The following is a 22,814-nucleotide window of genomic DNA, read 5'->3' on the forward strand; positions in this document are numbered from 1 at the left end:
TATTAAGGAATTAAATAAACAGTTCTAATTCTGCTTTATGCACTCCGTCAGGAGTGGTGTAAAATGGTCTACCTTCAACTACCACATGTTTTTGAGGATCAACGCCAAGAGCATGATATATGGATTGATGGATTCTTTCTATGCGGATAGGTTTTTCAATGGTCTTACAAGGGCGTTCATCTGCTGTTTTCCCGTAGACAAATCCTTTCTTTACTCCACCGCCGAACATCAATATGGAGCTACCATCTGTAAAATGGCGGTGCATACCGTAGTTTTTGATGTCGTTGATGACATCTGGTTGATCTACCTGGTGTAATACTTCAGCACCTGGTCTACCTTCCATCACCATATCCCGGCTAAATTCACTTGCCAGAATCACTAAAGTTCGATCAAGATGACCACTTTTTTCCAAATCCTTCAATAATTGGGCAATTGGAGCATCTATTAATTTTTTCATGTCTTTTGCCCGGGTATGCCCATTTTCATGGGTATCCCAACCCATAAAGGGTTCATATTCGGAAGTAACAGAAATAAATCGTGCTCCTTGTTCAACTAATCGCTTAGCCATTAAGCAACCTAGTCCAAATTTTCCGGTATTGTAAATATCATAGCTTTCCTTGGGTTCAGAGGCGAGGTCAAAGGCTTTGGCTTCAGGTGATTTTAATAATCTATAAGCTTGCTCCATGGATCTTTTGAAGGATTCTTTTTGATAGTCACTACCAAATTCTCCAATGGGGTTTTTATTGAGCAATTCATTGTAAAGCTGATTTCGTCTTTCAAAACGACTGAATGACATGCCAGCTGGTGGTTTCACTGAGTCTAAACCTGATGAAGGGTCTGGAATCATGAAAGGTCCAAATTCACTACCCAATATTCCCGCAGTATGAAAAGCCTTCAGTTCTTCGGCTTCACCAACGGTCATCCTTTGTCCAATATTGATAAAGGCAGGGATTACAGGGTTCTTAGGTCCTAATTCTTGGGCAATCCAAGAGCCAATATGTGGTGCTGCAACGGTTTGAGGCGGTTCATAACAGGTATGCCAATGATATTGATGTCTGGAATGCAAAATATGTCCCAAGTCCGCAGCCATATAAGACCGAATCAAGGTCCCTTTGTCCATTAATGCAGCGATTGATTCCAAGCCTTCTGAAAATTCGATTCCATCCAATGCAGTTGGAATAGATTTAAAAGTGCTTAGCACCTTATTTGAATCCAATCCTTTTTCATATGGGGTATACCTTTTAGGGTCGAAGGTTTCCGTATGTGCCATTCCGCCAGCCATCCACAGTAATATAACACTGTCAGCAGTGGAATTGTTACCGCGAGAACAAGAAGATAAGATGGATGACAAGGGCGAGCCTGCGGCTAATGCCGCCAGGGTTCCTGCACCTGCAGTTTTTAAAAAATCCCTTCTATTAAAATTCAGTTTCATCGCTTATATCATTACTCATTAATTCTGTTTCAAACTCCCATTGTATTTTCAATTCTATTCGATGAATTGGAATTCCGGCAGTAGTACAATTGCCCATAGTAATTCCTGTACCGATCCTTCATCTATTTTTCCGTCGAATAGTTCGTTGGCAATCTTTAGTTCATCGCTGGAAGGTTTTCTTCCTAAAGTTTGTCCATATATCGCTTGAATCATTTCATTAGGATCCTTGTACTGCGAGACCCATCTTTTTGCTCCTTGAATCAAGGTTTCGTTTAATTTCGTACCATTTGTAAGTTCCATTGCCTGTAGCAATGTGACATGGCCTTCACGCACGCTGATGATATTTTCGCGACTAGGTCTTCCTAGGGCTGTTTGAAATGGATCATTCTGAACCAGTGCGGCACGAACAAATGCGGAGGCGTCCATATAAGCCTTAGGGTCAGCTAGTGGGTTATATTTTAAGGATTCTACCGAATAAACAGGTGAAACCACTGTGCTTAAGGCGTCTGAAAATTGCTCAGCTGTTAATTTCTTTTTCAATAAGCCTTTAAAGACGAAGCTCTCGGCATTGATGGCTGCTTGGTCAGCTAAACCGATAGATGGTAGCTGATAGGTCTTGGAAGTGGTAATCAGGTATAATAATTTTTTGATGTCATAGCCTTCTTCAACAAAATTTACAGCCATCCAGTCCAAAAGATCCGTACTCCAAGGTTTTTTATCCATTTCATCCGTTGGCGAAACTATACCTCGACCCATCAATTGAGCCCAGATACGATTAACTAATGTTCGATACAGGCGTCCATTTTCAGGTTGCGTCAAAATATTGGAGAGTTCTTGAGACTTTTCTTTTACAGATGCGGTTTTAGTGATATTTCCGAGTTCAGGCCATAAGATGCGGGTGTCCGCCATTTTTCCAGTGGGAATATCACAGCGGTTGATTTCTAAGGCTTCTTCAGAGAAGATATTGGCAAAAGCATAGGCATCATCCAACTTCCAATCACTTACAAAGCTATCATGGCAAGAAGCACATTTAAGGTTCACCCCAAGCAAGGCTTGCGATACATTTTGGGCAGCTTGCATTGCAGTCGTTTGACTACTATTTACAGCACCACGCCATGCTATACCTTTGATAAATCCTTTGGATTCTTCCGTTGGGTCCAATAACTCCATGGTAAACTGCTTGTATGGCTTATTACTTTGCAAGGATTTAAATAACCAATCTGAGATATTGAATCTACCTTGAGTAATATATCCGGTTCCAGTATAATCATTTCGCAAAAGATCGTTCCAGAATGTCGTCCAATGGGTAGCATATTCTTGATCCTTTGCCAATAAGGTTTCAACAAGCTTATTTCGCTTATCTGGATTTCCATCGGCTAAGAAATTCTTTAATTCTTGTTCGGTAGGTGGTAAACCAATCAGGTCAAAGTAAACCCGACGGATATAGGTTCTGTCATCAATCAGATTTGGCCATTTTATTCCGTTTTTCTGGAAATAAACATTCACCAAGCGGTCGATTGGATTTTCTAATCCTGCAGAAATAGGGGGTAACTCTGGTTTTCTAGGAGCTAATGGTGCGTTAGGGAAAATTCCTTTGATGTTATCGGGCCATGGTGCGCCTTTATCAATCCATAATTTGATAACGGCGATATCTTTTTCACCTAGCGGTTTTCCTTTTCCAGGCATCGCTTCCTTATGGCCAGGTGGGAGAGAAACTCGTCTAAGGAGTTCACTATGCTCTGAATCGCCCGGGATAATTACTTTTCCGGATTCACCACCCTTGAATACCAAATCCTTTTGATCCAGACGCAACTCACCTTCAGTCTTATCACTGCCATGACATTGAAAACAATGATGGGCAAATATAGTGCGAACGGCTAGATTCAGATTCACTTGTTGCTCTTCGGAAAGGCTATCTGATTCAGAAGAGTAGGATGCAAAATCAAATTCTGCTGATGGAGCCGCACCTGCCAGTTCGCCAAGGCTATCGTCTTTTGGAGCCCAAGGAGTAGTACTCAATAGATAATCCTGACCATGAGTTAGAGAGCCCCCAAAATGACCTGCCATAAAAATACTGAGGACACTCAATACCAAAGTAAAACGATAGAAAGGGATAAGCCCTTTTTTATCTTTTTTGGTTATGGTCCACAGAATTATTGCTGTTAATAAGCTAAAGACTGCTGTACTTATTCCGGACCATTGATGCCATTCAAATGTTTCACCTGCATAGCTGCCTGTATTGGCGAGGAATAAACCCAAGACTGCTGCAAACAGAGCAGAAGCAGCGCCTACATAAATCAACCAATTGATTCCAGATCGCAGGTTAGATTGAAAGGTTCTCAATTTTGCTAATTCCATGAATGCAGCTACCAAAATTAAGGCAACGGGGAAATGGACTAGAATGGGGTGTAGCCTGCCTAAAAATACCCATCCCCACCAGGGGTCTGCATCTTTGCTGACCTCTTCCACTATTTCCACAGTAGCTTCCTGTGCCATTATGCTCCATGAAATAAGCATCAAGGCCACGAATAGCAATGCGGATTTATTGATGTTAAAAATCTTTTGAAACTTCGGTTTATACATGTTTGGTCCTTTTTTGATGACCAGAGATACATTAAAGTTAAGTATTATTTAACAAGTACCATCCTGTACCTTCATGTAAAAATTTTGTTGTTTGGAAGTGAGAATCAAGGGTATAGACTGTTTGATTATCTTTCTTTTCTGCTAAAATGCTTGGAAAAGAATACTTAGGGGTTAAAAGTTTAGATTCATTTCTTTTTCAACAAAAGTCAGGGTTTTCTGTTGTAATAAATGGGTGACTACCTTATGGTAGGTACTCATAAAGAATGAATTTTTGAATAAAACTGAAAAATATGTCACACGAAAAAGCTGAAAAAGATCCACAAATAATTGTACAAATCCGTGAATTTTTAGGTGAACTTAACAATAGTGGAGGAGAACCTTTAGAAACCCTTTCTCCAGCGGATGCACGCCAAGTACTGGTAGATGCGCAGAAATCTGTCAAAGTAGACTATTCAGGTATTAGTGAATCTGAAAGAAAGATTACTCAAGATGGAATTACTGCTAATATCCATGTGGTAAAACCTGAAAATGCTAAAAATGAGAAACTTCCGGTATTTATCTTTATTCATGGTGGAGGCTGGATACTGGGTGATTATCCGACACATAAAAGGTTGGTTCGCGATCTGGTTGTTCATTCTGGCGCTGCAGCTGTTTTTGTAGACTACACGCCTTCTCCAGAAGCGAAATATCCAGTAGCTATCAATGAAATCTATGCTGCAACGAAATGGGTGGCTGAAAATGGTGATGAAATTGGCGTCGATGGAAGCAACCTTGCAGTTGCTGGAAATAGTGTGGGTGGAAATATGACTGCGGTTACTTGTCTGATGGCGAAAGATAAAGCTGGGCCAAAGATCAAGTTCCAATTGTTGTTATGGCCAGTCACAGATGCGGATTTCTCACGTGAATCTTGGACTAAATATGCAGAAGGTAGATTTCTGACCTCGAATATGATGAAATGGATGTGGGATAACTATTTGCCTGATGTCAGCAAAAGAAAAGAATACTATGCGACTCCGTTTAATGCCAGGATAGAAGAACTGAAGGGCTTGCCGCCAGCTTTGGTGCAGTTGGCAGAAAATGACATTCTCTATGATGAAGGTTTGGCTTATGCAAGAAAACTGGATGAAGCAGGAGTCCCTACGACAATTCAAAGCTATAATGGCTTTATCCATGATTATGGTTTGTTAAATCCTTTGGATCATATCGAAGCGGTTAAATTTTCTACAGAATTAGCTGCTCTAGGTCTTAAAAAAGCCTTATTTGGAAATGATTAGGCCTCTTCTTCTCATAATTTTAGAAAGATAATCTGTACTTTGGAATATGGATCTAATTATAAGAAGGGAAGAAGGAAGTGATTTTCTAGCAATCTATGAATTAATAAAAAGAGCTTTTGAAAATGAAGAAATGAGCGATCATCAAGAACAGTTTCTTGTTCATCGCTTGCGTTTATCCAAAGGTTTTATCCCCGACTTAGCCTTAATTGCACAGATTGAAGAACGCATTGTTGGCTATATTTTATTGACAAAGGTTGAAATCCTGTCTATCAATGGAACTAAACATCCTATTCTAGCACTTGCTCCAGTTGCTGTATTACCTGAATTTCATGGCCAAGGAATTGGTTCACAATTGGTGAATTTTGCCCATCAGAGGGCACAAGAGTTAGGTTATGAATCAGTTGTTTTGTTGGGCCATGAGGATTATTATCCTCGGTTTGGATACCGAAAAGCACGAGATTTTGATATTAAACTTCCATTTGATGTGCCTGATGAAAACTGCATGGTCATCGAGTTAATTCCAAATACTCTAAAAGGAGTCAGTGGAATAGTCCAATATCCTTCCGAATTTTATGAGTAATTCCCTTAAACTTTAGTAAATTGAAGAAGCGGTTAATAATTTAGGTCTTTGACATGAATTATTTCCTTGAATCAAGTATTATCTATGGAACATTGGGAGCTCATATTCATCTTTTTGATGATTGCATTTGTATATTCATCTGTAGGATTTGGTGGTGGCTCCAGTTATTTGGCTGTTCTAGCGGTTTACAGTTTGCCATATCAGGAAATTCGTCTTACTGCCTTGATTTGTAATGTGATAGTGGTAATAGGTGGAGTGATTATTTATTATAAAAACAAGCAGATAGATTGGAGAAAAATACTTCCCTTAGCCATTATCAGTGTTCCAATGGCCTTTTTAGGAGCTATCGTCAAGCTGAGCCAGGAAACTTTCTTTTTAATTCTTGGAATTACCTTGGTGATTGCTGCCATCTTGTTATGGGTGAAAACAGAACCATCGACAGCTGAAGAAATAGCATCCGCAGAAAAACCAAGTTTGGTAAAGAATAGTTTATTAGGTGGAGGAATAGGCTTTCTTTCGGGATTGGTAGGTATAGGTGGTGGGATTTTTTTATCGCCCTTGCTAAACCTGATGAGATGGGATACCGCTAGAAAAATAGCTGCTTGTTCAAGTGTATTTATTTTAATGAACTCCATCTCGGGAATCCTTGGCCAACTTTCGAAATTTTCTGTGGAAATGAACTTTTCGAGAATTTCCATTTTATGTCTATCGGTTCTGATAGGAGGACAGCTGGGTTCAAGGATGTCATTGAAATGGAATCCTTTAGTGATCAAGCGGGTAACAGCGGTTCTAGTTTTGATAGCTGGAATAAATGTGTTGATAAAATATTGGTAGAGGAGGAATATGAAAATTAGGTTATTAGGATTTGGAATTGTACGTGAAATTTTTGGAAACCAATCTATTGAGATTGATGTTGATGAAGGTTTGACTGTCAGTGGATTAAGGGGAGTTCTTGAGACTAAGTATCCAAAGATGATGAGTCTCAAATCCTATATGATTGCATTGGATGAAGAATATGCTGATGAGGATCAGGAGATTTCCAATTTACATGAGATTGCGGTAATTCCGCCGGTTAGTGGGGGGTAAAATATGATTGAGTTAAAGATTTCAAATCAGGCTTTGGACCTGCTTTCTTGTCTAGAGATTTCCAAAGATCTAGAAAGTGGAGGAGTTGCAACTTTTATTGGTTCTGTTCGAAACAATACCAAAGGAAAGGAAGTTGTAAAGCTTGAGTTTGAATGTTATGAGCCTATGGCAATCAAGGAAATGAAGAAGATTGCTGAATCTGCTATAGCGAAGTTTGCAGTTCGCAATGTTGTTATTCATCATCGGATTGGGGTTTTGTATCCTGGCGATGTTGCGGTTATTATTGTGGTCAATGATGGTCACCGTGAATCAGTTTTTGATGCTTGCCGTTATATCATTGATACCTTGAAAGAAACTGTGCCGATATGGAAAAGAGAAATTTTTGAAGATGGCGCAGAGTGGGTTTCAGCTCACCCTTAATTCGTTAAAATTTTCGTATATTTAATAGATAAGCCTTGAGGAGTGATGAAAGCAGATACCCTGAAAAACAGTTCCATCCAAAGTTTGGATATCATAAAAGTTAAGAATTCCAGTAGTTTTCAATTTCAGGATGATGTTTCGGTGGAGGAACCTCTTGAAATAAGGGTGCTCTATGGAAATGCTGATGATAGATTTTCTAAAAACCTATCGGTAACCATGCGGACTCCTGGGAATGATCCAGAATTAGCTGTAGGATTTTTATTTACAGAAGGAGTACTGACCAGTTCTGATCAAGTAAAAAGCATTCAAAATCCACAATCCGAATGCTCAAAAAACAATGAGAATATAATAATTGTTGAATTAAATGAAGGTATTCATCCGCAATTGATGAATGTGGATCGTAATTTCTATACAACCTCCAGTTGTGGGGTCTGTGGAAAAGGTTCTATTGAATCAATACGGACAGTGAATCCATTCTTAAAAATTCAAAAAGAGAATTCAGTCATTGAATTAGATTTACTATATGGGTTGTCGGATAAATTGAGAACCTTTCAACAAAACTTTAGTTCTACAGGAGGAATTCATGCCTCTGGACTATTTGATTTTGAAGGGAATTTACTTGGCCTCCGGGAGGATGTTGGCAGGCATAATGCCTTAGATAAGTTGATTGGCTATGCTTTCATGAACAATCAATTACCTCTTCAAAATAGAATTTTGTTGTTGAGTGGTCGTGCAAGCTTTGAACTGGTACAAAAGGCTGCCATGGCTGGGATACCAATCATTGCTGCGATAGGAGCGCCATCAAGCTTAGCCATAAGTTTGGCGAAAGAATTTGATATTACTTTATTGGGTTTCCTTGGTTCTGATAGATTTAATATTTACCATCAAGCCGAAACTCTAACTATTAATAATTTGATATGAAGATTAGAATAAAAGATAATTCCGTTAGACTTCGTCTGACACAGTCTGAAGTTGAAGATTTATATGATAATGGTATTATTTCAAGATCCACTCAGTTTTTGGACAAACCATTTGAATATGCTGTAGAACGCTTTGAGGGAACGGATTTAGCAGCTGATTTTATTGATAATAGAATTACGATGAAAATTCCTGTGGAATTTCTTGAGGAATTAAAAAATTCGGATACGGTGGGATTTGACGGTATATCTGGGCAAGTGAAATTATTAATTGAAAAGGATTTTGTTTGTATTGATAATACTGATGAGGATCAGAGTGACAACTATCCGAATCCAAATCTAAAATGTTGATCGTCTTAAAAATGTGAGGCCATGGAAGAATTAGATAAAAAAATAATAGAGCAGGAAATTAAATCAGAGCCCAGTGCGGAAAACCCATTCCGTTTACTTGATTTAAAACTTACTCATGTGGAGAAGAAGGCAGCAGGTATTCCTGCGGTATTGGCAGTCTTCAGTGATTTATTTGAGGAGAAAACTATTCTCCGAGGTGGGCGAGCATTATTTAAGATGAACCAGATGGATGGTTTTGATTGCCCTAGTTGTGCTTGGCCGGATCCTGATGATGAACGTTCAGTTCTGGGTGAGTACTGTGAAAATGGGGCTAAGGCCTTGGCTGAGGAAGCGACCAGTAAAAGGGTAACTCCACAGTTTTTTAAGGAAAACTCCGTGAATGACCTCGCAAAACTTGATGACTATCAAATAGGAAAATTAGGCCGTTTAACTGATCCAATGTATCTGCCAGAAGGAGCTACCCATTATCAACCGATAAGTTGGGAGGATGCCTTTAAGAAAATTGCTGAACATTATAATGCTTTGTCATCTCCGGATGAAGCTGCTTTTTATACCTCTGGTAGAACCAGCAATGAAGCTTCCTTTGTTTACCAATTATTCGCAAAGGAATATGGAACGAACAATATGCCGGATTGTTCCAATATGTGTCATGAAACTTCTGGTTCAGCCTTACGACCAACAATCGGGATTGGAAAAGGTACTGTGACATTGGAGGATTTTCATGATACTGATCTAATCATAATCATTGGTCAGAATCCTGGGACCAATGCACCCCGAATGATGAGTGCGTTATCGAAAGGAAAGAAAAATGGCGCTAAAATCATTGCTATCAATCCCTTACCTGAAGCTGGTCTGATGGGCTTCGTAGACCCCCAAAGTGTTTTAGGGGTTTTGGAAGGTGGGGTGAAATTGGCAGATTTATATTTACCAGTGAAGATTAATGGTGATATGGCTTTATTGAAAGCTATCGAACTGTTATTAATTGAATTTGAAAAGAAAAGCCCAGGATCTGTTTTTGATCAGGAATTTATAGATAATAAAACTGTTGGTTTTGATGAGTTTCTAAAGCAATTTGATCATTATGATTTGGATCACTTAGCTGAATTATCAGGTGTTTCCAAAGACTTGATTTATGAAGCAGCTGCAATGATTGCTTTTAAGAAACGGATAATCTTCAGCTGGGGGATGGGATTAACCCAACAACCTAACGGAGTTGATATGATCCGTGAAATCCTTAATATCCATCTGATCAAGGGGAGCATTGGAATTCCTGGTGCTGGGGTATGTCCTGTTCGTGGCCATAGTAATGTCCAGGGAAATAGAACCATGTTGATTGATGAAAAACCATCCAATGAACAATTAGATCGCTTAGAAAATCACTATGGATTTAAGGTTCCTAGAGAACATGGCTATGATGTGGTACGCGCAATCAAAGCAATGCACGAAGGAAAAATCAAGGTAATGTTTTGTATGGGTGGGAATTTCCTTTCTGCCACTCCAGATACCACATTTACCGCGAATGCTTTACGCAAGCTTAATTTATTGGTTTGTGTTTCGACTAAGTTGAATCGAGGGCATTTTGTGCATGGAAAAGAGGCTATTATCCTGCCTACCTATGGTCGTAGCGATAAAGATATTGTCAATGGTGAACTCCAGATTATCTCCACTGAAAACTCCATGGGTGTGGTTCAACAATCGAAAGGTATGTTAGATGCTGTTTCAGATAACCTTATCAATGAAACTCAGATTGTTTGCCGAATGGCAATGGCAACCTTAGGAGATCGGTCGGTTGTAAATTGGCAAAAATATCATGATAGCTATGATGCTGTTCGGGATGATATTGAGAAATGTATTCCTGGATTTGAAAACTATAATGTACGTGTTCGGGAGAAAGGTGGTTTTTACCTACCGAATGCTGCCCGTGATAAACAATATTTCTCTAAAAAATTGGATGGTCGAGCACCATTTACCCTGACCGAGATTCCTGATAATACGCTAGCTGAAGATGAGTATATGATGGCAACCACCAGAACTCACGATCAATTTAATACGACGATCTATGGACTGGATGATCGTTATCGTGGTATTAAAAATGAGCGACGTGTGATTTTCATGAATCAGAAGGATATTGATAAAGCAGGTTTTAAAGCAGGGGATAAGGTAGACCTTTATAATTTTGATGATGGAATAGAGCGGGTTGCTCCATTATTTATCATCGTTTCTTATCAGATTCCCGAAAAAAATACTGTGACTTATTTCCCGGAAACAAATGTTTTGGTTTCAGTGAACAATGTGGTCAAGGAAAGTAATATGCCGGCTTCAAAATATGTGAAGATTAAGATCGAGAAACATGACCCTGAAGTCTATAAAAAAGTAGATCAAATGTTGTATCAAGGAGCTATTCAAAGGCCATAATTAATATGAAAGACCTCTTAAAAAACATTTATTTAAGGAGATTCAGCACAATAGTCCTACTTTTGGCAATTGGAATCGCACCTGCTTTTGCGCAGTTTAAGCTAAAAGTATCAGGAGAAATTGAGAAGCCTTTGGAATTATCCTTGGCAGACCTTAAAGAAATGCCTCGAAAAGAGGCAGTATTACTTGATAAAGATGGTGGAAAGCATGTTTATGAGGGAGTTTCCTTAAGGGAGATTCTCCAAAAAGCAGGGGTGCCTTCAGGTAAAGATTTACGAGGAGAAGAGTTGTTAAAATACGTTTTGGTAAAATGCTCAGATGGTTATCAAGTTTTGTTTTCCTTGGCAGAATTAGATCAATCTATTGCTGATAAAAATGTTATTCTCGCTGATAAAATGGATGGGAAAGCAATAGCAGAAAATCGAGGACCTCTTCGCATTGTTGCAGAAGGTGAGAAAAAACTTGCCCGTAGCTCTTACCAAGTAGAAGCATTGATTCTAGGTAAAGTAAAAGATTAAATTTATCCGCTAACAGTAATTTCAATATGATTATTAGAAAGAAAGAGCATTGGTTCAAGATGCTTTTTGTTTGGCATGGATCGGTACTACCTTCCTTGGTACCGCGTTTATTGCTACTTCTTGCCTTTTCGATCGTGGTAGCTTATTTCCACGGTACTGTCTTAGATTTTAAAGTTCCATTAAATCCTGCACCATTAACCCTATTTGGTTTTGTACTTGCATTATTCCTAGGTTTTAGAAATAATGCCAGTTATGATCGTTTTTGGGAGGGTAGGAAGTTGTGGGGGGCTTTGCTCAATACCTCTAGATCTTTGGCAAGACAAATTCTTACTCTGAATAATACTGAACCGGATAAAGCCTTTACTAGCGATTTTATTGCTTTGATTAGCTGTTTTGTATTTGCATTAAAACATGAGCTACGTGGGACAGAGCCTCAAGGGGATTTGGAGAAGAGATTATCTTTGGAGGACTTTGAAGTAGTGCAAGCCGCAAAATATAAGCCTGTAATTATTATGAGGTTGATGGCTGAGAAAATTAGAAAGACCAAAATGGAAGGGAAGATTGACTCCATTCAACAAGCAAGAATGGATGAGAACCTAGATAAACTGTCCGATATTGTAGGTGGATGTGAAAGAATTATTTCTACCCCCTTGCCTTACAGCTATAGTGTTCTTTTGCACCGCACCATTTATATTTATTGTGCTATGCTACCATTAGGATTGGTGGATTCCTTGGGTTGGTTTATGCCTCTAATAGTAGTTTTTATAGCTTATACTTTTGTGGCATTTGAAGCGATTGCTGATGAAATTGAAGAGCCATTTGGTGCCGAAGCAAATGATCTTGCCTTAAATAGCATGAGTGAAATGATTGAAGACACTATTCAGGAAATACCGGGTAATCCAATTACTAAAACAACTCAACCATTTCGAGAAATAATAGACTAGAGTTTCGGATTAGGTTGTTAATAAAGCAATTATCTTTTCAGATCTTGGATACCATTTCTTAAAGAAAAGACTTCTAGTTTTGGAAAGATAGATTTTATTCTTTTGACAGCTTCAAGGCTTCTTTTTCCGGAAAGGCAGTAAAACAATATCTTTCCCTTAATTTCTGATAAGTCTTGAATATGGGATTCTAAATTATCCAAGGGAATATTCTTTCCACCCAAATTGAAAGTTTGATGCTCATCTTCTTGGCGAACATCTATTAAACTAAAACTTGGTCTTTGACGATTAAATTCCTCAAATGAAACCGTAGGAGTAGTGGGTTTTAAGGTATTGATTTCTATATCGGTCTTCTTCAATTTTATAGTCCTGGCGCTGCCAGAACTAGCATCAAACAACCATAACTTCCCTGTCAGATTATCAATTCCTGTTAGATATTTGAGAGCTTCGTTGGCCTGCATGCAACCGACAATACCTGCTAATGAAGGAATAACCCCACCTTCACGGCAATTTGGAACCTCCGTTTCTTCCGCATTCTTAAAGACATCCCGATAATTCGCTGAATAACTTCCATCTTCCTGTTTAACATTGAAAATACTGACCTGCCCCTCGAATTGATAAATGGCACCATAAACCAATGGTTTTCCTGCAATAACGCAAGCATCGTTGATCAAACATTTGGTCTCAAGGTTATCGGTTCCCTCAATAATCAGGTCGTATTCTTGAATAAGTTGAATTACATTATCTGAGGTTATTCGTTCAGGAATTGGAATAATGGTAGCCTCTGGATTTTGAAGGCTTAATCGCTTTGCCGCGATTTCAACTTTCAACTTTCCAATATCTTCGGTAGTATAAAGGATTTGGCGGTGCAAATTGGAAAGTGAAATAATATCATCATCCAGCAAAGCAAGTTTTCCAATACCTGCCGAAACTAGGTATTGTGCTGCAGGACATCCAAGTCCACCCAAACCAATCAAAAGTACTTTCGCCTCTTGTAGTTGCTGCTGGCCCTTATTTCCAAAACCTGGCAAGGCAATCTGACAATGATATCTTCCAAAATTGCTTTCCATCTATTTTTTCCCTTCATCCTTTAGAACCTGTTTTGCTTTTTGGGCATCCTCAGGACTGTTTACATTCATTAATGCATCGGGACTTTCGGGGTCTAATATCAAGATATCCCCATTGATTAAGACTTTTCGCGGACAGGTAATACCTTTTTCCAATGAATTCAGCAAACTCCCAAAACTCTTGGGCTCCCAAATACTAATCAAAGGCTCGGGAAGACCATCAAAAGGACTTTTGAAGGTTGTGGCGATTCTCTCTGGATCCCGGTTTTCTACTAAATTATTTAAGGTTTCGCGATCCAACAAGGGTAGGTCACAGGCAACAACCAGCCAAGCTTTATCTCGATGAGCATGTAATGCCGTCAGGATCCCTCCAAATGGACCCATATTCAAAAAACTATCTGTCAATGATTGATAATGGGAATCAAAGTCTTCCAATTGATCTTCTCGACACGAAATAAAAACCTGTTCACAGAACTCCGATAATAAATCGGCTGCAAAATAGCGCTGTTCCTTTCCGTGCCAATCCATTAAATCCTTTGGCTTGCCCATGCGGCGGCTTTTGCCTCCCGCTAAGACCAAACCGTAGATTTCAGGGACATTATTCTGCTCTTTTGAAATCATTCTTCCCTCCAGTTTTTTCCATCAATTTAATCTCGCGTATGATGATATCATGGCTTAATGCCTTGCACATATCATAGATCGTTAGGGCAGCAATTGAAACAGCAGTTAATGCCTCCATCTCGACACCTGTTTTCGATTCTACTTCAGCAGTGGAAAATATACTCAGGCTGCTTTGATTTTCATCAAACTGAATATCAACCTCACAATTTTCCAATCCTATTGGATGACACAAAGGAATCAAATCGCCAGTTTTCTTGGCAGCCATGATACCTGCAATAATCGCAGTCTGAATAATCGACCCCTTCGCAGTATTGAAATTTACTTCCAGCAATTTCTTCATTACATCCGCAGGAAGCTCGATTATTGCCTTCGCCATAGCCTTCCTACGAGTCACTTTTTTCGCAGTCACATTGACCATTCCCGGTTGTTGCTTTTTATTGATATGTGAAAAATCAGTCATTCTCTAATAATTATAAATCCATACTTTGTGGACTTCTCCTTTTTTAAAACTATGGCCTTCCAATGGTACCTCCATAAAAGCATTGGTCTCAGCAAGATGTGAAAAATCTCCAGACCCATTGCTATGGACAGATTCTGCAGTTAATAGCCCCACTTTATTTATCCTAAGTTTTACCTGAGCAAAATATTGTAGGGACGGTGAAAAATCAATATCGTTTTGTAAAACAGCATTTACAGGTGAACCTCCTTGTACTTGTAAGGAATTCTCCAACCAAGGAATAAAGTACCGATGCAGACACATGAAAACAGAAACCGGATTACCAGGAAAAGCAAATACCAATTTCTCATCCTTATTCTTTCCAAACCAAAATGGTTTCCCCGGTCTTTGCTTTATTTTATGAAATAACTGTTCAACGCCAAGTGCTAAACATGCTGTCGGTAAATAATCGTATTTACCCATGGAAACACCACCACTTAAGATCAGGACATCGTATTCCTTTAAAAACTGTTCTAAGGACTTTTTAATATCCTCCAAATTATCATTCAAATGAAATGAATCAGCATCAATTTTATACCTCTCTAGAACCGATCGAATGCTGATTCCATTGGACCGTCGTAATTGAAAAGCTGTTGGTTCAGTATCTGCAGGTACCATTTCATCGCCTGTTGAGATAATAGCAACCCTCGGCAATTTCTTTACTTGAATATAGACTTTCCCAATTGAGGCCGCAATTCCTAGGATGGCAGGAGTAATAATTTGATTCGTCGAAACCAAAACTTCGCCCTTCAATTTATCCTTGCCTTTAGGGTGAATGTTTTGCCCCTTGTTAATTTCTGTTTGTAATGTTGCAATCCCATTCGATATCGTTATATCCTCATATCGGATTATTGTATCTAAAGATTGGTCCAATGCTGCACCAGTCATGATTTCAATACATTCCTTCTTAGAATCCACTGAAATAGGAACTTCTCCTGCAGCTTGAATTCCTTTGATCCTAAAGCTTTGAATTCCTCCTTGATAAGCTTCATTTTGAATGGCAATACCATCCACAGTTGCTCGGTCAAAAGGAGGGAGGTCTCGATCTGCAAATAGATCTTCTGCTAAAACCCTTCCTAAGGCTTGGTCAAAAGAAATAGTTTCTATACCAAAATCTCGGATTTCATTTAGAATTATCTTTTCAGCCTGTTCTACAGTAATCATTTCCATCTTAACCTCCAATTGTTGCCATTGATTGATGGATAAAAGCTGTATCTATATTTGCATTTTCTGCTTCCCATCCATCTTTAGGTTTATGTTGTATATTGTTGATGATGATCTTTTTCAATTCTTCATCACTTTTTCCCGAACGTAATTCATCCTTTAAATTGATGCCGCCATTCTCGTAAAGACAGTTTTTTAATATTCCTAGTGGGCTAATTCTTAATCTATTGCAGTCGCCACAGAAAGTGCGGGTGTAAGCTGCGATAATGCCAAACTCGCCAATAAATCCTGGGATTTTATAGTTGTAGGATGTTGAGTTTTTGGGGTCCTGTAATTTTTGAATTTCCTGAAAATGATCTTGAATATAATCGTAAATAGTCTGATGACTCCATTTCAAGGAAACTTCCTTGGAATCTCCATTGAAAGGCATTTCCTCAATAAAACGAACAGAAATCGGTAATTTCCTGCCTAGCTCAACCAAAGGGATAATATCATCAATATTTTGCCCATCCATCACTACACAATTGATCTTAACCTGAATATCATGCTCCAATAGACTATCCAAGGTTTCCATAACCTTGCTGAACTCATTCCGTCGGGTTATCTTAAAAAAACGATCTGCATCTAAGCTATCCAAACTTAAGTTCACGGATTTAATACCAATTTTTTTGAGTTGAGGAATATAAGGTTCGGTTAGGAGGCCATTTGTGGTAATTCCTAAATCAGTTATATTATCCAATTTAGCTATACTCTCCATTAGCTCAATACAGTTCTTTCTAACAAATGGTTCACCACCTGTGATTCGAATTTTATTGACACCTAATTCAGTAAAGATTTTGCATAATCGTAGGATTTCATCATCGGCCATTAACTCAGGCTTTTTTATCCATGAAAGGCCATTTTCTGGCATACAGTAGGTGCATCGAAGATTGCAACGATCAGTTATTGCCAACCTTAAATAATTTATCGTCCTCCCAAATTTATCCTGCAGCATATCAGTCATAGTGTCTATTAACAAATATACTTAATGTTTTCCTGGAAGGGAATGGATTATTGGCTCAAAAAACGAATAATGTTATTTTTAGTTAATTAACAGTAATTGAGATTTTTAACTGTGTTATATTCTTAAATTACACTTAGATTTTATTATAACCAACGAAATTAAACCTTATGCTGAAGGTCGAGAATTTTAGTAAATCGTATGGGAGAAAACTTATTCTCCAATTGGAACTTTTAGAATTTCAAAATGGAATATATTGGGTAAAAGGAGAAAATGGGACCGGGAAAAGTACCTTATTGAAGTGCTTGGCCGGTTTGTTATCATTTCAAGGTGAAATCTCATTAAATAGTAAATCACTAAAGAAGTCGCCAGAATATTATTTAAAACTGGTGAACTTCTCAGAAACTGAACCGATCTATCCGGAGTTTTTAACTGCCAGACAATTGATTAATTTTTATATTTCCTGTAAAAAGGGGAGTATCAATGAGGTAGAAAAATTAATCCAGGATTTCGAAATGCTGCTTTATATTGATAATGAACCCGTTTCAAATTTCTCTAGCGGGATGTTAAAGAAACTTTCTATTATCCTTGCCTTTATAGGGAATCCTGATGTTATCTTGTTAGATGAACCTTACATTACACTGGACCAAAATGCTATTTCTGTATTGAATGCCTATTTGATGATTCAGAAACAAAATGGAAAAACAATCATACTAACTTCTCATCTTGAAAAACTTCCTTTTGAAACCATTAACGTCGAATTAACAAAGCAACCTTAAGAATTTCCAAATGAATAAATTTCTTACCAGAGTGTTAGTAAGCGAGTTTTATAAAAAATATACCAAGTTGTTTTTTATAAGTTTCTGCCTATTTGCTAGTTATTTCCTGTTTATTCAAATTGCAGGTGTATTTTTAAGTCATAATAGAGACTTCTGGACCTTATTTCTTCCTTTAAAATTCGCCACAGACCCTCTGTTTATTCTTTTCTTTTGGATAATTGCTTTTTGTTATGCTATCCTTGCCTTTAGGTTTGTGAATAATGAAATAAAATCTAAAAAATTAGAATTTTTGAAATGTACTTTTTTCACTATTGAAAAATCTAAAAGGTTAAAAAGTTGGTTGCTGCTGTTTTCTTTAATCTATTTGCCTATCCTGCTTTTTAGCTTGTATTCCACCATTGTAGGACTGGTTATTTTAAAATCTTTGAATGGCTTTTGGACGCTTTTGTTCTGTTTGATTCTTTTATTGTTTTTGGTCTTCCTTACAGATTCTAGGAGATTCAGTTCTAAGGAATCATTTGGAAAACTGGGAATTCTAATTCAAAATTTAAACCCCAAGAACAACAAGTGGTTATTGAATTTGATTCACATGTATAAATCAATGGCTCCTATTTGGATAGGTTCCAAGATCTTAGGAATAATAACCATTATTATAGTTGCAAACTATTTTAATACTGATGGGGATAATATCGCATTTAAGGCAATAGTTTTCTGCTCACTATCTATTGCACTTTTCAGCTCCATCCTAATCTATCAAGACAGCGTTTTCGAAGGAACGAAAATGAAATTCTATTTGAATTTCCCAATGTCAAAATATCAAAGATTTTTAAAGCCATTTCCATTCTTTTTAATCATGATGATTCCTGAAGAGGTTGTCTCCATTATTTATTTTGATGGAATTAATTTTTTAGTGTTTCTGTTTTCATTGCTGATTTTCATGCTATTCATAAAAACGATGGTCCTGTCAATTGGGAATAGACCCATGTTGATTTTGAAAGTACTCTTTACTTTCTTTTTTATGGCAATTATTTTAATGCTTTATGATTTATCAATTGTCCTATTAATTTTGACAGTGATTATCTCTTATTACCTATTTTCTAATAATTATCAATACGAAATGATTAAGCCCAAAAGTGAATTGTAAGAAGTTTGAATAACCCTTATTAAGTCTTGCGGGTTCTTTAAAAATCCAAAAAAAATTAACCAAACAGACTTCCTGTCTGTTTGGTCGATTGAAACATTAATTATTACTATGAGAATCCTATTCTACCTAGGATTAGATGTAAGTAATCTATCGCCAAATTAAATGCGAACTACAGGGAATTCCTGCGTAATCTGAATCTGGTTGTTTTAACCATATTGCGCCACTATCTTTATCTTCTAGGTTATATTGTTTCCCATCGGCTGGGATTATGACGATATAACCATATTTTCCACCCACTGTTGCTACCCATGAACCATCTGGATAGTCGTGGTCACTCCATGGGGTACCTCTTTGACTAGCACCGGTAAAAGCAATGTATTTTCCATCTGGCGAGAATATTGGCCTATGCTCCCCATCATAGCTGATTACCTCCGATAATTGACTCGTCGTGATCTGCTTTAGATCACTACCATCAATATTACACATCCATAAATGCCTGTTTTTCCGAAAGGCAAACTTTGTCCCTTGGGGATTCACGGTAAGGGATGAAATCCCTTCCATGGAGAATACTTTCGGAGCAGATTGATATCCATCGGCAGCAAATGATTTATACACTGAATTGCCTATCCTGAAATATAAGGTGTTATCGGAAGTCCAAACAGGAATACCATAATTTAAAAAGCTGACGCCTTTAACCATCCAGGAGCTTACCAGATTGCCAGTCTTGCTATCAATAATAGTGACCGGTAAATCTGCAAAATGCTGTGCATCTAGAGCAATAAATCTTTCATCTGGTGATATATGAGCATCTGTAATTTCAATATCATCTGCCTCGTAGCGGATATCAAAGTTATTATTGCCATCATTTAAAGAATTATAGTCCAGTTTTGAGTTTTTATCCCTTAATACAAACCGTCTTTCTGTAAAGTTAAATGCCCCTTCAACATCCATGGTAATCAAAACTTTTTTATTGTCCCAACTAATATCATAGCTGTCATATCGCGATGATCCCGGACCAACACCTAATAATCGGGAGGAATTCTTACCTGAACTAAAATCCATTTGGCCAACATCCCCTGCAAACTGCCAATAAAGACTGCCCGGTAAATTTTTTAATGCCTTCCCCGATCCTCCTAAACTTTGATCATCCTTACTGCAGCCCGCACAGGAAATCATAAAAAGCAGTATTAAAGGGAATAATATTGATCTTGTTTTCATATTGACCTCATGAATATTGGTTGATTATTAGTTCCATATCTTTCTACCTAAAGGGGTATAACAAAATTAATTGTCGTCTTTTGGGGAGGCAATACTCTAAATTGATTAATTCCTTCTACTAGTTTTATAGTAGTTTTATTTTTTGGTTATTTTTATTGATAAAATCACCGTAACTTATAACCTAATGTCCAAATTTCAGCTTTATATTAAATGCGCCTTATTAAGCTTAATCCATCTTTTTGTGAATGGGCAGGAATTTGAACAGTTGTCAAATAAATTGAATCAAGCAAAAAATCAAGAAGAGAAATTCAGTGCCCTTCTGAAGTTATCCGATTATTGGTCTTATCGTGATACTGCAAAATCCTTTGAATCCTTAAAAATAGCACAGCCATTAATCGAAGGCGATAAATACAGACAAGCACGATACTTATTTTATCAAGCTGGGGTTTATTATGGCTATGATAATCCTAAAAGCCAAAAACTCTATATGGAGGCTGAAGAATACTTTAAGCATATAGAAAGTCCTGAAGCTTACGGTTATAGAGCGAAATTGTGGCATAATTACGGATCGCTGGAACAGCAATCTGATAATGATAAGCTATTTCTGGACATCACCCTAAATTATTGTATTCCCTTTGCCATTAAATCAGGAGATAATAATCTGTTAATGAGTTATTTTACAGATGTAGGAATGGTTTTTTATAATAATAATGAATATGGGAAAGCCATGGATTATTATGAAAAAGCAGTCTCGTTGGTAAAAACAGAACAGGATGAAACTGAAAACCTACTTTGGACCTATCTTAATATGTTCGATGTCTATTTCTATCAAAAGGAACGAGATAAACAGATGCGAATCTTGGAGAAAGCAGAAGCGCTCTTGAAGAAACTGCCAGAACAAAAACTCGCCGGAGCATTATATAAAAATAAGGCTCGCTCCTTAAACCAGGAAGGAAAATATGTAGAAGCCCTCCAAAATATTGAAAAGGGGATGGCTGCTGCCAAGGAATATAATTCTTATTGGGATTTTTACTCCCTAAAATATGAAAAGGCTCAGATTTATAAGAACTCAGGAAATTTGCAAGCAGCAAAAACAGAGCTTGCCGAGCTCTTGAATGATACTCGTGGATCTGCAATGACCAAAAGCCGCTTGGCAATTATTACTGAACTCGCTCAATTGGAATTCCAATTAGGGAATTATAAAGGAGCATATGAGTTAATTCTAAAACATAAACTCGCAAATGATAGCTTAAGTGCTTTGGATTTCAGAAAGCAACTTGCAGAGATGGAAACCCAATATCGGACCAAGGAAAAGGAACAAGAAATTGAAATTCTCGAAAACAGGAACCTGTTGAACCGAGCATTAATCTTTGGTGGAGCCTTTTTAGTTCTTGTATTGGGATCATGGCTATGGTACGCTTGGAACGTTCGTAAAAAAAGGAATTTAAAGGATACTATTTTACTGCGGCAACAACGTGAAATTGATGTTGCCAAAGCATTGGTAGAAGGAGAGGAGCAGGAACGAAAAAGGGTGGCAAGAGAGCTCCATGATGGATTATTGGGACGCGTGACTGGACTGAAAATGAATGTCGAACGAATAGCGAGAGATAAATCTCAAAATGAATACCCCATGATGATCAGTGAACTGGAAACTGTTATCAACGATTTAAGGCATACTGCTCAAAACTTGGAACCTTCAATCCTAAAAAGGAATGGATTGAATGAAGCTATTCAACATTTCTGCCAATCTATGCAGACAGATAAAACCAAGATTTCCTATTATGGGCATGGGATGGAAGCTATTACTGATAAAAACTTACAGCTATCGATTTATCGAATCGTGCAGGAGTTGGTTACCAATGCAGTAAAACATGCGAATGCATCCCATATTTTATTGCAATGTTCCCTGGAGAATAATTACCTCTTGATTGAGGCTGAAGATAATGGAAAAGGATTTGACCCTGTCAAAATCAATCGGAATATGGGATTGGATAACTTGGAATCTCGATTAAAAACCATGTCTGGAAGCATGAAAATTGATTCCAAACCGAATGAAGGAACTCATATTATTATTGAATGTCAATTGTAAATTATGATTAGAACTATTATATGCGATGACCATCCCTTGATAACTCAAGGATTAAGAAGTTACCTCGCTTCTCATGATGAAATACAAATTATTGGTGCTAGTTCTACCGCTATCGACCTTAAAAACATTTTGTCTGAAGAAGAAATTGATGTTTTACTTTTGGATATCCAATTGCCGGATGGGAATGGAGTTGAAATATGTGCCGAAATCAATCAGGAATACCCCCATATCAAGGTTTTAGGCCTTAGTAATTTGGATGATCGGCATGTTATCCTTCGGATGTTGAATGCTGGAGCTTCGGGTTATCTGCTTAAAAGTGCTGCGATGGATGAAATCGTGAAAGCTATTTTACATATCTATGCAGGTGGGGTTTATTTGGATCAGAATGCACAAAAAAGTCTGGGTTCATCGCAAGTGAATCTCGCTGAAGAATTCCCGCCAATTACACGGCGAGAAAAGGAAATCATTAAATACCTCGCCCAAGGCTTAAGCTCGGTTCAAATCGCTGAAAAAATGTTTGTTAGTCCATTTACCGTCGATACCCATCGTAGAAATCTCCTTCAGAAATTTAATGTCAACAAAACCGTCAACCTATTGCAGAAAATAAAGGATTTAGGCTTGGAAGATTAATCTCTTCAGATCAAAAACCAATGTTTTTATTCATTTAAAATTTAATCGTCAAGGTTAAACTTATCTTTGAATTTCTTGTCTTACCAATA

General features: G+C 37.7%; 22 protein-coding genes. 14 read left to right on the forward strand and 8 right to left on the reverse strand.

The window, feature by feature from the left end:
- Window positions 1-10: 10 nt before the first annotated feature.
- Together PZ892_RS06295 and PZ892_RS06300 are read right to left on the reverse strand one after the other, a co-directional pair.
- On the reverse strand, window positions 11-1,432 hold the full coding sequence (locus PZ892_RS06295; RefSeq protein ID WP_277712488.1) for a DUF1501 domain-containing protein: 1,422 nt from the start codon (window positions 1,430-1,432) through the stop codon (window positions 11-13).
- Window positions 1,433-1,486: 54 nt separating this feature from the next.
- Window positions 1,487-4,015, reverse strand: a complete 2,529-nt coding sequence (locus tag PZ892_RS06300; RefSeq protein WP_277712489.1) for a DUF1549 domain-containing protein — start codon at window positions 4,013-4,015, stop codon at window positions 1,487-1,489.
- 290 nt (window positions 4,016-4,305) lie between these two features.
- Here PZ892_RS06300 and PZ892_RS06305 point away from each other — a divergent pair, with 290 nt between their 5' ends.
- The 10 genes from PZ892_RS06305 (at window position 4,306) to PZ892_RS06350 (ending at window position 12,520) form a co-directional block, all read left to right on the forward strand.
- Window positions 4,306-5,289 carry an alpha/beta hydrolase gene (locus tag PZ892_RS06305; protein WP_277712490.1) on the forward strand — a complete coding sequence of 328 codons (984 nt, stop codon included), beginning with the start codon at window positions 4,306-4,308 and terminating at the stop codon, window positions 5,287-5,289.
- Between the two features lie 46 nt (window positions 5,290-5,335).
- Window positions 5,336-5,869, forward strand: a complete 534-nt coding sequence (locus PZ892_RS06310; protein WP_277712491.1) for an N-acetyltransferase — start codon at window positions 5,336-5,338, stop codon at window positions 5,867-5,869.
- An 84-nt stretch (window positions 5,870-5,953) separates the two neighbouring features.
- Window positions 5,954-6,703: a sulfite exporter TauE/SafE family protein gene (locus PZ892_RS06315; protein WP_277712492.1), complete on the forward strand. Its 750-nt coding sequence runs from the start codon at window positions 5,954-5,956 to the stop codon at window positions 6,701-6,703.
- 9 nt (window positions 6,704-6,712) lie between these two features.
- Window positions 6,713-6,955, forward strand: coding sequence for a MoaD/ThiS family protein (locus tag PZ892_RS06320; protein ID WP_277712493.1), 243 nt, complete (start codon window positions 6,713-6,715; stop codon window positions 6,953-6,955).
- Between the two features lie 3 nt (window positions 6,956-6,958).
- Window positions 6,959-7,375: a molybdenum cofactor biosynthesis protein MoaE gene (locus PZ892_RS06325; RefSeq protein WP_277712494.1), complete on the forward strand. Its 417-nt coding sequence runs from the start codon at window positions 6,959-6,961 to the stop codon at window positions 7,373-7,375.
- Between the two features lie 45 nt (window positions 7,376-7,420).
- Window positions 7,421-8,296, forward strand: a complete 876-nt coding sequence (gene fdhD / locus PZ892_RS06330) for a formate dehydrogenase accessory sulfurtransferase FdhD (protein WP_277712920.1) — start codon at window positions 7,421-7,423, stop codon at window positions 8,294-8,296.
- Window positions 8,293-8,643: a hypothetical protein gene (locus PZ892_RS06335; RefSeq protein WP_277712495.1), complete on the forward strand. Its 351-nt coding sequence runs from the start codon at window positions 8,293-8,295 to the stop codon at window positions 8,641-8,643. The genes fdhD and PZ892_RS06335 overlap by 4 nt, the downstream gene beginning before the upstream one ends.
- A gap of 21 nt (window positions 8,644-8,664) precedes the next feature.
- Entirely contained in the window at window positions 8,665-11,058 is a 2,394-nt protein-coding gene (locus tag PZ892_RS06340) for an FdhF/YdeP family oxidoreductase (protein WP_277712496.1), read from the forward strand.
- A gap of 5 nt (window positions 11,059-11,063) precedes the next feature.
- Window positions 11,064-11,576 carry a molybdopterin-dependent oxidoreductase gene (locus PZ892_RS06345; RefSeq protein ID WP_277712497.1) on the forward strand — a complete coding sequence of 171 codons (513 nt, stop codon included), beginning with the start codon at window positions 11,064-11,066 and terminating at the stop codon, window positions 11,574-11,576.
- 26 nt (window positions 11,577-11,602) lie between these two features.
- A complete protein-coding gene (locus PZ892_RS06350) occupies window positions 11,603-12,520 on the forward strand; it encodes a bestrophin family ion channel (protein ID WP_277712498.1) in 918 nt (305 codons plus the stop codon).
- 29 nt (window positions 12,521-12,549) lie between these two features.
- Here the strand turns inward: PZ892_RS06350 and PZ892_RS06355 are convergent, their stop codons facing one another.
- From PZ892_RS06355 to moaA, 5 genes are read right to left on the reverse strand one after another with little or no spacing between them, the layout of a single operon-like run.
- Complete coding sequence (locus PZ892_RS06355) at window positions 12,550-13,587, reverse strand: HesA/MoeB/ThiF family protein (RefSeq protein WP_277712499.1); 1,038 nt, start codon at window positions 13,585-13,587, stop codon at window positions 12,550-12,552.
- Window positions 13,588-14,205: an NTP transferase domain-containing protein gene (locus PZ892_RS06360; RefSeq protein WP_277712500.1), complete on the reverse strand. Its 618-nt coding sequence runs from the start codon at window positions 14,203-14,205 to the stop codon at window positions 13,588-13,590.
- Window positions 14,183-14,665: a cyclic pyranopterin monophosphate synthase MoaC gene (gene moaC / locus PZ892_RS06365; protein WP_277712501.1), complete on the reverse strand. Its 483-nt coding sequence runs from the start codon at window positions 14,663-14,665 to the stop codon at window positions 14,183-14,185. The genes PZ892_RS06360 and moaC overlap by 23 nt, the downstream gene beginning before the upstream one ends.
- 3 nt (window positions 14,666-14,668) lie before the next feature.
- Window positions 14,669-15,871, reverse strand: a complete 1,203-nt coding sequence (locus PZ892_RS06370) for a molybdopterin molybdotransferase MoeA (protein WP_277712502.1) — start codon at window positions 15,869-15,871, stop codon at window positions 14,669-14,671.
- 1 nt (window position 15,872) lies between these two features.
- Window positions 15,873-16,868 carry a GTP 3',8-cyclase MoaA gene (gene moaA, locus PZ892_RS06375; protein WP_347176397.1) on the reverse strand — a complete coding sequence of 332 codons (996 nt, stop codon included), beginning with the start codon at window positions 16,866-16,868 and terminating at the stop codon, window positions 15,873-15,875.
- Between the two features lie 167 nt (window positions 16,869-17,035).
- Here moaA and PZ892_RS06380 point away from each other — a divergent pair, with 167 nt between their 5' ends.
- Both PZ892_RS06380 and PZ892_RS06385 read left to right on the forward strand, forming a co-directional pair.
- Window positions 17,036-17,644, forward strand: coding sequence for an ATP-binding cassette domain-containing protein (locus PZ892_RS06380; protein WP_277712503.1), 609 nt, complete (start codon window positions 17,036-17,038; stop codon window positions 17,642-17,644).
- 589 nt (window positions 17,645-18,233) lie between these two features.
- Window positions 18,234-18,788: a hypothetical protein gene (locus tag PZ892_RS06385; RefSeq protein WP_277712504.1), complete on the forward strand. Its 555-nt coding sequence runs from the start codon at window positions 18,234-18,236 to the stop codon at window positions 18,786-18,788.
- 147 nt (window positions 18,789-18,935) lie between these two features.
- On the opposite strand, the gene PZ892_RS06390 is transcribed toward PZ892_RS06385, so the two are convergent.
- Window positions 18,936-20,006: a hypothetical protein gene (locus PZ892_RS06390; protein WP_277712505.1), complete on the reverse strand. Its 1,071-nt coding sequence runs from the start codon at window positions 20,004-20,006 to the stop codon at window positions 18,936-18,938.
- Between the two features lie 184 nt (window positions 20,007-20,190).
- Here PZ892_RS06390 and PZ892_RS06395 point away from each other — a divergent pair, with 184 nt between their 5' ends.
- Together PZ892_RS06395 and PZ892_RS06400 are read left to right on the forward strand one after the other, a co-directional pair.
- A complete protein-coding gene (locus PZ892_RS06395) occupies window positions 20,191-22,095 on the forward strand; it encodes an ATP-binding protein (RefSeq protein WP_277712506.1) in 1,905 nt (634 codons plus the stop codon).
- Window positions 22,096-22,098: 3 nt separating this feature from the next.
- Window positions 22,099-22,725, forward strand: a complete 627-nt coding sequence (locus PZ892_RS06400) for a response regulator transcription factor (RefSeq protein ID WP_182498866.1) — start codon at window positions 22,099-22,101, stop codon at window positions 22,723-22,725.
- The last annotated feature ends 89 nt before the right edge of the window (window positions 22,726-22,814 follow it).

Source organism: Sphingobacterium sp. WM (assembly GCF_029542465.1).
In the GTDB taxonomy this organism is placed as follows: Bacteria; Bacteroidota; Bacteroidia; order Sphingobacteriales; family Sphingobacteriaceae; genus Sphingobacterium; species Sphingobacterium cellulitidis.